At 47.0% G+C, this 12,182-nt stretch carries 14 protein-coding genes; 8 read left to right on the top strand and 6 right to left on the bottom strand.

The window, feature by feature from the left end:
- Window positions 1–18: 18 nt before the first annotated feature.
- From mltG to U9P07_02845, 3 genes are read right to left on the bottom strand one after another with little or no spacing between them, the layout of a single operon-like run.
- Complete coding sequence (gene mltG / locus U9P07_02855; protein ID MEA2108349.1) at window positions 19–1,038, bottom strand: endolytic transglycosylase MltG; 1,020 nt, start codon at window positions 1,036–1,038, stop codon at window positions 19–21.
- Window positions 1,035–2,606, bottom strand: a complete 1,572-nt coding sequence (gene murJ, locus U9P07_02850) for a murein biosynthesis integral membrane protein MurJ (protein ID MEA2108348.1) — start codon at window positions 2,604–2,606, stop codon at window positions 1,035–1,037. The genes mltG and murJ overlap by 4 nt, the downstream gene beginning before the upstream one ends.
- Complete coding sequence (locus tag U9P07_02845; protein ID MEA2108347.1) at window positions 2,603–4,399, bottom strand: flagellar assembly protein A; 1,797 nt, start codon at window positions 4,397–4,399, stop codon at window positions 2,603–2,605. Before U9P07_02845 ends, murJ begins: the two co-directional genes overlap by 4 nt.
- 295 nt (window positions 4,400–4,694) lie before the next feature.
- Between U9P07_02845 and U9P07_02840 the strand changes: the two genes are divergently transcribed.
- On the top strand, window positions 4,695–5,003 hold the full coding sequence (locus U9P07_02840; GenBank protein MEA2108346.1) for a metalloregulator ArsR/SmtB family transcription factor: 309 nt from the start codon (window positions 4,695–4,697) through the stop codon (window positions 5,001–5,003).
- A gap of 36 nt (window positions 5,004–5,039) precedes the next feature.
- Window positions 5,040–5,234: a zinc ribbon domain-containing protein gene (locus U9P07_02835; protein ID MEA2108345.1), complete on the top strand. Its 195-nt coding sequence runs from the start codon at window positions 5,040–5,042 to the stop codon at window positions 5,232–5,234.
- Between the two features lie 346 nt (window positions 5,235–5,580).
- On the opposite strand, the gene U9P07_02830 is transcribed toward U9P07_02835, so the two are convergent.
- Complete coding sequence (locus U9P07_02830) at window positions 5,581–6,489, bottom strand: histidine kinase dimerization/phospho-acceptor domain-containing protein (protein MEA2108344.1); 909 nt, start codon at window positions 6,487–6,489, stop codon at window positions 5,581–5,583.
- 278 nt (window positions 6,490–6,767) lie between these two features.
- On the opposite strand from U9P07_02830, the gene U9P07_02825 reads away from it, so the two are divergent.
- The 6 genes from U9P07_02825 to U9P07_02800 all read left to right on the top strand — a co-directional run bounded on the left by U9P07_02825 (window position 6,768) and on the right by U9P07_02800 (window position 10,750).
- Window positions 6,768–7,523, top strand: a complete 756-nt coding sequence (locus U9P07_02825; GenBank protein ID MEA2108343.1) for a tetratricopeptide repeat protein — start codon at window positions 6,768–6,770, stop codon at window positions 7,521–7,523.
- 38 nt (window positions 7,524–7,561) lie between these two features.
- Entirely contained in the window at window positions 7,562–8,548 is a 987-nt protein-coding gene (locus tag U9P07_02820) for an RluA family pseudouridine synthase (GenBank protein ID MEA2108342.1), read from the top strand.
- A complete protein-coding gene (gene pgeF / locus U9P07_02815) occupies window positions 8,549–9,358 on the top strand; it encodes a peptidoglycan editing factor PgeF (protein MEA2108341.1) in 810 nt (269 codons plus the stop codon).
- A gap of 39 nt (window positions 9,359–9,397) precedes the next feature.
- Complete coding sequence (locus U9P07_02810; GenBank protein MEA2108340.1) at window positions 9,398–9,700, top strand: YggT family protein; 303 nt, start codon at window positions 9,398–9,400, stop codon at window positions 9,698–9,700.
- Window positions 9,701–9,739: 39 nt separating this feature from the next.
- Window positions 9,740–10,030 carry a DUF167 domain-containing protein gene (locus tag U9P07_02805; protein MEA2108339.1) on the top strand — a complete coding sequence of 97 codons (291 nt, stop codon included), beginning with the start codon at window positions 9,740–9,742 and terminating at the stop codon, window positions 10,028–10,030.
- Between the two features lie 423 nt (window positions 10,031–10,453).
- Window positions 10,454–10,750 carry an FmdB family zinc ribbon protein gene (locus U9P07_02800; GenBank protein MEA2108338.1) on the top strand — a complete coding sequence of 99 codons (297 nt, stop codon included), beginning with the start codon at window positions 10,454–10,456 and terminating at the stop codon, window positions 10,748–10,750.
- Window positions 10,751–10,875: 125 nt separating this feature from the next.
- On the opposite strand, the gene U9P07_02795 is transcribed toward U9P07_02800, so the two are convergent.
- Together U9P07_02795 and U9P07_02790 are read right to left on the bottom strand one after the other, a co-directional pair.
- Entirely contained in the window at window positions 10,876–11,868 is a 993-nt protein-coding gene (locus U9P07_02795) for an energy transducer TonB (protein MEA2108337.1), read from the bottom strand.
- A gap of 101 nt (window positions 11,869–11,969) precedes the next feature.
- Window positions 11,970–12,182 (bottom strand): hypothetical protein (locus U9P07_02790; GenBank protein MEA2108336.1); only part of this gene is annotated, 213 nt, incomplete at its 5' end.

Below are 12,182 nucleotides of genomic sequence, written 5' to 3'. Positions count from 1 at the left end.
AGCCCTCCATTACTTCCTTTACTTCTCTGTTTTTATCCTTTTTTTCTGAAAACGTCTGACGGCCCGATTGTGTTCTTTCAGGGTGGATGAGAAATGATGGCTGCCGTTGTTGCGGGAGACAAAGTAGAGATAATCAACCGAAGCCGGGAAATTAACCGCCCGCAGAGCACTGGCCCCCGGATTGCAGATGGGCCCTGGCGGCAGGCCACGGTGGCGATAGGTGTTATAAGGTGATGAGTCTTTTAAATCTTTTCTTCGCAGGTTGCCGTCAAATCTTTTTCCCAGTCCGTAGATAACTGTAGGATCACATTGCAGTCGCATGCCTTTTTGCAGCCGGTTGAAAATCACGGCGGCGATGATCGGCATTTCCTCCTCATTTCCCGCCTCTTTCTGGACGATTGATGCCAAGATTACCAATTCATGACGGCTGTAGGATGATGGCTTAGTGACCCTGTCCGAGATTATTTTATACTGGTCAGTAAAAGTTTTGAGCATGAGAGACAGTAACTGCCGGCAGCCGGTATTTCGGCTATAATGGTAGGTACTGGGAAAGAGGTAGCCTTCGCAATTAGGTGCCTCGATTTTCCATGGTTGCATGAATTTCCGGTCGACAACCAAGTGATTGAATTCATTTTTTCCGCAGGCCCGTTCAGCCAGCAAATCACCAATTTCCTCCATGGTAAAACCTTCGGGAATGGTGATCTGGTAGGTTTTTACCTGACCGGTAATCAGTTGTTCGATTATGTCTAGTGGAGTTTCCCCGGTTTGAAATTCATATTCTCCGGCTTGAATCCGGTTGGCAAGACCACGAATCCGGACAATAAGGGAAAATTTCCGGGCGGAAGAAACAAGACCTGATTTCTCAAGCTGTCGGCTGACCTTTTGCAGGGAATCTCCAGGATTTACCAGGAGAATAGTGGTTTTCCGGACACTTGGCCGATGAGCAAAGCGATAAAGTTCGAGGCCTGCGATTGCCATGGCCATGATAATGGTCATGATAACGAGAAGAATAAATTTCACTGCCCTAGAGTTTTTCATCGTATCTTTTTTCGGATCAGAGCGGCCATAGCGGCCATTTCCCGGCTTCCCAGGGCCAGAGAACTGAGAGCATATATCACTCCGCCGGCAGCAATCAAGGCGATTAATTTCCCGGCATCTAGCAACTGATGGCTATAACTGATGGCAAACCAGGGAAGTTTTGTCAGCATTAATAACGATGCGGTCATAATTCCTGATGCCGCCAGTGCCTGTATCAGGGGTTTCATTATTCCCCTGATTTTCACTTGCTGCTGTTTTTTCCTGAATAGAAGGAAGAGGAGAATAAGAAAATTGGCAGCACTTGAGATGGCAGTCGCCAGGGCCAGGCCGATATGCTTGAGCGGGAACATCAATGCCAGGGCAACAATAATATTTATTACTAAGGCGATTCCCCCGACTTTCACTGGTGTAGCGGCATCCTGAAGTGAATAAAATGTCGGCACAATAATACGCAGGGCGGCGTAGGCCCACAATCCGCAGGTGTAGGCAATCAGTGTCTGGGAGACCATGATGGTTGAATGGGCATCGAAATGACCCCGTTGAAAAAGTACATAGATGATGGGTTTGCTTAAGACAATCAGCCCGGCCATGGCCGGCAGGGTGATGAACAACAATCCCCGAATTGCCAGCGAAAAGGTTTGCGAAAAATCAGCCCACTGCTCGCCATGAGCCTGTTTGCTTAACGTTGGCAGGATTGCCGTGCCTAAAGCGACGGCAAAAATACCTAAGGGAAACTGGACCAACCGGTCGGAATAATAGAGAAAAGAAATGCTGCCATCAACCAGAAATGAAGCCAGCAGGGTATTGACAAAGATGGTGATCTGGGTGATGGCCAGGCCCACGAGTGACGGTCCCATGAGTTTCATGATATCCCTGATTGCCGGATGACGGAAATGATATTTGGGAATCAGAGAAAACCCCGCCCGGTGTAAAAATGGCACCTGAAAGGCCAGTTGGGTAATCCCTCCCAGCACAACGCCAATGGCCAGGGCCAGCGGCGGGTTTTCCAGGGGCTGACTGAGCAGGCAGATGGCAGTGATCATACAGACATTCAGCAATACCGGCGCCAGGGCCGGGGCAAAGAAATGTTCAACGGAATTCAAGATTCCCATGGACAACGCCACCAGGCCGATGAGCAGGATGTAAGGGAACATGATGCGGTTGAGAAAAACAGTGAGCTGAAATTTGTCGGGGTTGTGCTGGAATCCGGGGGCAATTAATTTAACAAGCAATGGTGAAAAAATGATCCCGGCAATGGTTACCAGGACGAGGATGATGGAGACCAGGGTAAGTGCAGTCTGGGCAATGTCACGGGCTTCCTGTCTTTTATCTGCCGCCAGATAACGGCTGAAAACCGGGATGAAAGAGGCGGTCAGTGAGCCCTCGCCAAAAAGCCGGCGGAGCAGGTTGGGAATTCTGAAGGCGACAAAAAAGGCATCGGCGGTAAAACTGGTACCCAGAAAACGAGCAATAACCATATCCCGGACAAAACCGAGAATCCGGCTGGCAAAGGTTGCACTGCTGACGATGCCGGCGGCCCGGATAATTTGCCGTTTATTATCGCTCATGGTTTGACGGCAGGAGAAAATTGGTTAATTATCTTCAATGCCTGAGGACTCAAGGGAGCTAGTCGACTATCTTCTGGTTTCCAGGAAAAAGGGGTAGTCCCGGCAAGGATTTTCTGTTCCTGACGGTTGAAACTGAAAAACGTGGTCTGACTGCTGGCGGCCGGCGGCCGGGAAAAAGTCGCAAACTCAATCTGGCTATCACCTTCACCAGCATTGTTTACCACTATGAGTCCCTGGCTGTAGGACAGCTTAAGTTCGATGAGTTTCTGCTTAATAGTGGAAAGCTCCTTGATAATGGCATCTTCGCTGATCTTTAGTTCGGCAATTTCCTGGGAGATCAAATGGTAGGTTTTAAGACGTTTTGCCATAATTGCGGTGATGGAGATCTGTAGTCGTTCGCGGAGCTCATCGATTCTTCCATGGGAAATCAACTGCATAATTGCGGCTTTTTGCTGATCAGTTAAGCTTCTGTTCTTCTGTTGTTCGATGGTTTGAATAAGATGGCTGATCTCTTTTTCAAGTTGAGATCGAAGATGAACTTTTTTGGTCACTTGAGGGGTGAAATGATCCAGTTTGGTTGACAACTTTTTCATTTCCAGGTTTATTTCTTCTTCCTGCTGCCGGTAAGCCGGCAAAGCCATCGGGTCGATACGCAGGACCGATTTTCCGTTGCTGAAAATACCATGACAGTAAATAAAACTGCCGGCGGTGACGGTACCGGCATGCATTGCCTCACGAATGATAACCTCAGAACCTTTCAGGGTTGAGGTTATGCAGGTTTTAACCATTACCTGTCGGCCGATGATGGTGGCATTTTCAACCACAGCGTTGATCTGGACATCATCGCCCTCAATGAAGGCGCCCACCACCTTGTTAATGGAGATATGATTGCCGGTTATCCTGGCACCCGGATCGACGATGCCGGAAATTTTGATATTTTCTCCTTTCAGCACGGCTCCCCGGCCAACATTGCCGTTGACCGTAATCTCCTTAGCCATCAGGCTGAATCCCGGCTTTACCGTATCCTGGAGAATATTGTTGGACCCCTCAACCTTAATGACGGTTGCTACCTGGTTGAATTCTTTGATGGCAATATTGCCGGTAGAAAAATCCACTTGGCGAACCAGAACATCCGGGTCAATGAAAAAACCTTTTACCGGATCCCGGTAGAGAAAGCCGGTTATGAGTGCTTTGAGAATTGTCCGGTTTTTTTCCGGTTGCTCCTCGGCGGTGATTGATTTGCGGTCATAGACAAGTTTAACCACTTCTTTGCCCGCTTCAGCCGGAATTTGGTCGCCATAAATGGTTGTTCCGTCAACTCCGGCAGTAGCGTGGGTCAAAACAGCAATTTTGCTGTTCTTTTTAACCAGTTTGTCGCTGAATCCCAAGTCATGAAAATCAATTTTGCCGCTTTTTTCATCGGTTATTTTACCTGGTTTCAGTTCCAGATCGATTAATTCCTCTACATAACTGTCCGCTCCCCGTTGGGGCATGGTCGGGGATGCCACCCGGATGGTAAAGTAATCCCGGTAGCCCCCCTGTCTCTGGTATCCTTCCAGGTATATCCCGATATGTTTTCTCAGCTCTTGGGTCTCCGGCAGGCCATGGATGATTCTACTGTCCGCGATTACTTGTTTCATTTTGACCAGAATTTCACTCTTGACCGCTGCTGCGGTTGGGTTCAGGATGCGTGAATTGGGCCTGATGGACAAATAGGCGTATTGCTCCCCATTGATTTCATCCAGGTGAATAAAAATATCCAGTTTCTCAATATGTTGTGCTGAATTACTCATAAAATGGTTAAGCTCTGCCCCTTCTGGCCATAATGGGTTGTTTTCCCAGTATGCTATTTCATATCCTGGGTTGATAGACAAGTAATTTTTATCTCGTTGATAAAATGTCGGATGAGGACTATGTTTGTCCCGATTTTCATGAACAGGCCGACTCCCTGACTCCCGGGTTGTAATCGTCAAAAATGTTTTTCCCCTTTACATAATTTATATATATTGATAATGAATAGGTGAGTGAAAGAGTGATGGTGGTATTAAACCTTATCGTTATTTTATTGATGCTGATGGGAGGTTGATTGTGAGTGATCAAGTTTGTGTACGGGTGGCTGAGATTTTAAAAGTTTTGGGACACCCCATTCGCCTTCGCATTGTTCAGACTCTTTTAACCGAAGAATCATGTGTTAAAAATATATGGAATTGCCTTGATTTGCCCCAGGCGACTGTTTCCCAGCATCTTTCCGTACTGAAAGGTAAAGGCATAGTTGATTCCGCCAGGGAGGGGGTGTCCATGCGCTACTGGGTCAGCGATGAGATCAGTAAAATGATTGTCAGTTCTCTCGTGGAACATATGGGAATGGATTGTCGGGCCGGTGGCCAGGATAAATAAATATAATCGGTTAACCCTAAGGAAAGAGAATAACTTATGCCTATTTATGAATATTGTTGTCAGAAATGCGGTCATTGTTTTGAAGTGCTGCAAAAAATGGGAGAGGTAGGTGACTCATTGACCTGTCCTCAGTGTGGGGCGCCGAAACCGGCTAAAAAGGTGACAGCCTGCTCTATTTCCCACAGTTCATCTTCAACGGGCTCTTGTGCTGCTAATAGCGGTTTTTCATGAGCTTGATGTTTGCCGGGACGGGTTTCCGGCAGGTGGTTTTCTCAATTGTAAAAAAACCGGGGGTTATTCCATCCCCGGTTTTTTAGGCTACCTTGAAAAATGGCCTTTTTGCTCGATTACTGCGTTAGGCTCAAATTATAATCCTCAAAATATGAAATATATTCCTGCGGTTATAATTTTCGCCTGCCTTGTACTCAAACAAAAATTCACATTTTTCAAGACAGCCTTTAATATTCCCCGTTCTTCCTGGTCTGAACCAAGCAATTTTAACGCTATGTTTGCCAAAAAATCAACGGCGCCCCAGATGGCGCCGTTTAAAAAGCATGTATCGGTGAGCAGCATGTTTTTATTGCTGCTTGCTGGCCCCATTGATATCCAGGATTTTTGTCCCGGTGACATAGTCTTTGGTTTGATATGATACCAGTTCTTCCATCTTTTTAATAATGTCTGCCATCCGCAAGGATTGGTGGTAAATCATCTTGAGCTTTCTTTCCTGGCGGTCACCCAGGGTTTTGCTGGGATTATCAGTTAGCAGCTCTGAAGCACCGATAATGGCTGTTAATGGTTGCCTCAATTCATGGGCGATGCCTCCCGCCGTGCTGATCATTGCGGCGGTCCGTTCAGCGTCAATCATTTTAAGCTGCATGGCTTGAATTTCTTTGGTTTTGTTCTTGACCATGGATTCCAGGTTTTCGGTGTAGGATTCTATCGTCTCTGACAGGGCGTTTTTCCCGGTTAAATCCTCGATGAAAATGGAAAACTGCTGTTGACTGCTATCAGCATCCTGGTATGGTATCATGGTAAAAGAAAGGGTGATGGAGTCATCTTTGTCAGGTAAGGAAATAGTTGTCCGTTGTGGCTGTAATCCGGGATTCCCGTCAATGATCAGGCGAAGACTTTTGCTGTCGGCCTTTCTTTCTGCCAGGATTTCGATGAGATTTAAGCCGTTTACTGATTTGTTTGACTCCCCGAGTAGAAAACCAGCCAGCCGATTGCTGAAATGTATGTTCCCGTGGGCATCGATATTGATGATTCCATAGGGGGCATTTTCCAGGATTGTTGTTAATAACGGGTTGTGGAGGTTTTTTGCAACGGCTGGGGTTGAAAGTCGTTCTAAAAATTGATTGATTCGGGTGCACAAAAGATAGAGTGGGTCATCCGGGGATGGAATCTCCAGCCGCTGAAAAAGATTTCCTGAATTTTTCTGCTGGAAAAATTCTTCCAGTTGGTTCAATGTGGTTTTGGGAGTAGTCATAATTTTGATTTTATTCTGCTTTTTTTAAATAGTGTCCGGTTAGGTTGTGTTCCGGATTATCCTTACTTTCGGCAGCTCCCGCGGATTGTTTAACGGTTTTTATCGGGCCATAATGACCTTTGATAATTTTGTTTGGCTGTTAAAACTCAAAAAAATATTATTATTGCCGAATATAGATAAAATAGCTGGATTTGTCCGGTGCTGAGCTGAAATGATGATTATGATTATTGTTCTGGCGGGGTGGGCTTTAAATCGTAGGTTATAAGGAGAATGACCCGATGACTGAAGCTGATAAAATTGGTGGATATTACAGCGAACAGGTAAAAATATCTTTGGGAACCGGAGCTACCAAGCGCCAGACGACTGGGGAGAATATTTTTCTGGCCAAAGAACGACCGGACGGGACAGTGGAAATGTGCCTGCTGAATATGTCCGGGGAACCGACTAATATCAGGGAAGTGGTGGAAATGGAGGAGTTCCTTCGTCGCTGCAAGCCCAAAAAAGATTACATCCCCCCATCCCAGAAACTCGATGCCGGCCATCTGCGAAATAAAGCGCAGGCGGATAAGCTTGCTTCTCGTGGCAACCTGCATCTCAAACGCAAGGAATACAACAGTGCCGAGTTTGAGTATGATTCAGCCTTGAAAATCGATGAGGAAAACGTCAAGGCCTATTACGGTATGGGAAAATTACACCTGGAAAGGGGTGATAAGGAAAAAGCTCAGGAGATATTTCGCCAGCTGTCACAGATAGAAGCTCTTTTTGAAGAGGATAATAAGCATCTTTTCAATGATTTTGGCATAGATTTGCGCCAGAACAAAATGTATGATGAAGCCATTGCCAATTATAGTAAAGCATTGGAAATAAGTGCCCATGATCACATCCTTCATTTCAACCTCGCTCGAGCATATATCGGCAAGGAAATGTGGTCGGAAGCGTTGGTGTATCTGGAAAAGTCCCTGGGATTGAAAAATGATTTCCCGGAGGCCGAAAAACTGATAAAAATGATTGCGGCAAAAACTTCTGCGAAATAACACATCCCCGGATTTTTTCTGAAAAATGAAGCAATTATATGACTGAACCGGTTGTATCCCAGGATGTGCTTACCTACACGTATGCCGGTGACGGCAAAAAAAGGTTAGATATCTTTCTCCATGAGGCAGTAGATGAATTTTCCCGGAGTCGACTGCAGACGCTGATCAGGGAAGGACTTGTGCTGGTGGATGGCCAAGCCAGGAAAGCCTCATTTCTGTTAACTGGAGGTGAAGAGATCAGCCTGGTTAATCCGGCCCCGACAAAGCCTCACCGGGTATTTCCCGAAGCTATCCCCCTGAACATTTTCTATGAAGACCAAAGTTTACTGGTGCTGGATAAGCCGGCGGGACTGGTAGTGCACCCGGCCGCCGGTAACTGGGATGGTACCCTGGTTAATGCACTTTTGCACCATTGCCATGATCTGGCTGGAATCGGGGGAGAGTTGCGCCCGGGTATTGTTCATCGCCTTGATCGGGATACCTCCGGGGTGCTGGTGGTGGCCAAGGATGATTTTTCCCATCGACATTTATCCCGGCAGTTTAAACAGCATACCATCGCCAGGGAATATGTAGCTCTTGTTTATGGTCGGATAAAACAGCCAAAAGGAAGTTTTGCCTCTAATTTGGGACGTAATCCCCGGGACCGGAAAAAAATGGCTTCAGTTATGCGGGGCGGTCGGCGGGCAGTCACTCACTATGAAGTGCTTGAACGGTTACCAGCGACCACCTTTTTACGTCTCAAGCTGGAAACAGGCCGTACTCATCAGATTCGTGTTCACCTGAGCGAAGCATCTCATCCTTTGGTAGGGGATCAGGTCTATGGAAAAAAAGGTATTGAGCGTCAGTATGCCGGCGATGCTCAGCTGGTCTTTTTAAGGAATTTCCCCCGACAAGTTCTGCATGCCAGACTCCTGGGTTTTGTCCATCCACGATCCGGGGAATACCTGGAATTTACTGCCCCGGTTCCTGATGATCTGGAAGATTTACTGTGCAGACTCCGTCGGCTTGACCTGGACAGGAATTAAATGAAGAGCAAGTTAGCTTTTGGCCTTGACGGATCAGGAGCCATTTCCTACTTTACCATTGATACCGGTTTGCCGGTTTGGGCTGCTTTTTCTACCAGGAAGGGCGGGATAAGTGATCCTCCCTATGCGACTGCCAACATGGCTTATCATGTGGGTGACGATTCCCTGAGGGTGAAGGAGAATCGCCGCTTGCTGTCGGTCGCTGTGACCGGTAGTGAAGGGGTGCCTGTCTATACCGCCTCCCAGGTTCATGGCTGCAGTTTTCTGGCGGTAGATGGCACAATGTCGGCTAATGAACTGGAAGCTCAGCCGGCGGATTCACTGATAACTGCTGAGCGAGGCATTCTGCTGGGGATGATGACTGCTGACTGCCTGCCGGTTTTACTCATTGACCGGCAGGCTCGGGCAGTTGCTGCTGTCCACGCCGGCTGGCGAGGTATCTTGGCCCGGGTTGTTCCCCGGACAATGAGGGCCATGGAAATGAATTATGGGGTTACCCCAGCGGATTTGTTGGTTTTACTGGGGCCCTGTATCGGTCATTGCTGTTATCAGGTAGGAGAAGAACTTATAAAAAAATTTGCTGCAGAGCCGCCTTTTGCCGTTGACCATAAGTGGCATGAGGAATTGTCCGGCAATTATTATCTGGACCTGGTGCGGTTGCAGGTTTTGCAGCTTCAGGAGCTTGGGGTTTTGCCAGCGGCAATAAAGGTGGCAAACCTGTGTACGGCTTGCGAAAATTTTTTCTTTTCCTATCGCCGGGAGCATGGTATAACGGGCCGGCAAATAGCCGTTGTTGGTTTGATAGGTTGATGTGGGTCATGCGGTTTAACCCGTTTGGGGGAAGGAGATATGTTTGTTTTGAGTAATTTGCTGGTAGGTTTTGCCAAAATTCTGGATATTGTCCTTTCTCTCTATATGTGGCTTATTATTGCCCGAGCGGTACTTTCCTGGGTGAATCCCGATCCTTACAATGCGATTGTCCGGTTCATTTACCAGGTGACGGAACCGGTGCTCTCCAGAGTCAGGAGAATGATCCCCACATATGGGATGGGGATGGATTTTTCCCCGATTATTGTTTTTTTGATCATTATGTTTCTCCAGTCTTTTCTGGTTAAATCGCTATTTGACCTTGCCCTCCGACTTTCCGGCTGATTGCCGGATAAGTATCGGCGGGCAGTTGGTATTCTGCTGATGAGCTTGTGGTATCGGGAAAGTAAGGGTCGGCTGCTGTTTCGGGTGCAGCTTCAACCGCGGGCGTCCATGAATCGTGTTCTCGGCATCCATGGGGATGCGGTAAAAATCAGCCTGACAGCCCCGCCGGTAGAAGGAGCGGCCAACAAAATGTGCCGCGAATTTTTGGCTGGGTTGCTAGGCTTGCCAAAATCTCGGGTGGAACAGGTTGCTGGGCTCAAGTCCAGGTTGAAAACCTTTGCGATTCCGGAGATGGCCCCGGCGCTTTTACGGCAGAAACTGGGGGTATAAGGAATCCTGTGACCTGTTTCTGCCGGCTGAAAGTACAACTTAGACGGATGGAAAAGTAAGTAATTCCATCTGGTTATATGATGTCTAAGTTGAGCAGTTAGCTCTTAGTATTTAGCTGACTAAAATTAAGGTTTTACGTTAATAAGGTACAACACCCAACAGGTAGCTTTATATAGTGAAACCCCTGTAATCATTAAACTAATAGCTAACGGCTAAAAAGCTAATCGCTCAATTCAGATGATACTATTTAGTGTCTTGCTACTGAAAGTCAGTCATAAAAAAAACAAGAAAAATATGTAACCATGAAGACATGAAGAGCTTGAAGATTTTCTAACTGAACTTCATGTTCTTCAGTCCTTCATGGTAAAATAAAATTTTGGTTGCGGGCAAGGCCCGCGTTAGTTGTTGTAAGGAGTTTGTCAAATGCCGATATATGAATACCGCTGCGAAAAATGCCAGCACCAGTTTGATCTCTTGCAGAAAATAACCGATGAACCGGTTAAGGAATGTCCTGAATGTGGCGGGCCGGTGAGTAAATTAATTTCATCGACCAGTTTTATTTTAAAGGGGTCGGGCTGGTATGTCAGCGATTATGGCAAGGGCAATGGTAGTAAAAATGACAATGGTAAAGAGACGGGTTCTGCCGGTGAAACAGGAGCCAAAAACGAAAAGGAAAAAGAGAGCAAACCGGTTGCCAAAGATAAAGCTGCCGCAGCATAATTTGCCATTGAAGTAAAAATGGTGTTCCCCATAAACCGTATACCTTGTACCTTACACCATTCATTTCCCGTGCGTTGTAAAACCGAAGGTTGTGGTATAAGGTCGAAGATAAAGTTTTACCGCCATCAATGAATAGTTTTGTAAGTAAGTAGATATTCAAAGGTGGCATTGACAACCAGGCGATCAGAGTTCATTCGCGCCGGTAATGGTGGAAAAGGAGCGGCATCTCGAACCGCCCTTAAGGCTTCCCGATCCAGCAGTGCAAATCCAGATGATCGTAATACTTTGGCTTCCGCCAGACTTCCATCCCGGTTGATCACAAATCTCATCAGTAGTCTGCCCTGCAGGCCTGATTCCCTGGCCAGATACGGGTACTCCCAGACTAGCTCTATCTTCCGTTTTAGATTGATGTAATAAGAATGGAACTTGAACTGTGCCGTATTCAGCTGAATACTTTTGCCGCTGTCAATGTCTTCCGGTAGCTTGCTCGCCCGTTGTTTTTTTGCACTTTCCCGGGAGATTTGGGTCAATTCATCATAGCTGGGGAACAGTTTTTTGGCTGCCTCTGATGATTTTTTTACTTCTGGAGTTTCTCTTTTGCTGACCGAACGCCTGGCTTCCTGCAGCGCTTTTGATTGGCGGCTTATCGGTACTTTACCCATTGGCTGCCGTCGTTTGCTTTCGGCGGTCTTTTGCGGCTCTTTTGGTACTTGTTTTTGCACCTTTGGCACTTGTTTTTGCACCTTTGGTGCTGGTTTTACTGCCGGTTTCGGGCGTGCAATCACCGATTTTTTCGGGGCCGGCGGTGGGGTTGCCGGTTGGTTTATCCGGTTGGGACCGGAGTCAGGAATTTGTTTTTCAAGTTGGGTTTCCTGTTCTGCCCGGCGGTTTTTTTCGGCCAGGAAGCGGGGATTGATGGGTTTTTTTTCGAGTTTTTTTGGAGAGTCTTTCTCCGGTGGCAGTTCTATAATGCTTATGGGCGTAGGCTCTTTGGTTGAAGCAAAAAGTTTTTGCAGGTCCATTTCAGGGGACCAGCTACGGTAATAGTAGAAAAGCCCCAGATGTGCCAGCAGGGAGAGCAGGAGAAAAAAATAAATGGCATGTTTTTTTTTAAGCAAAATGTTTCACTTATTAAGCTAGTCGATCCATTGAAATTATAAATTTTACGGCCCTATTTTTAGCCCATTGACCGGCCATAGTCAAGAGAGCATCCTCATACTTATAAGACTTTAATGGTTGATCTCAACTTTCTGACTTGCAATGCCAGGGATACATTACAGGATGTTCGGGCTTGGCTCATAGCCTTGTCTGCCGACAGGCAGGCGGTATTGGCCGCCGAACGAATCACACGATGTGATTCGCGGCGGACGCCTCGGAAGCCGGCCTGTCTGCGTGCGGCACGCACAGGCAGGCCATGGACGGCCGGCGAGAA

The organism is Pseudomonadota bacterium, from assembly GCA_034660915.1.
In the GTDB taxonomy this organism is placed as follows: Bacteria; Desulfobacterota; Anaeroferrophillalia; order Anaeroferrophillales; family Anaeroferrophillaceae; genus DQWO01.
The sequence above is the reverse complement of the archived record's forward strand: the minus strand, read 5'-3'. Positions and strand labels throughout refer to the sequence as shown.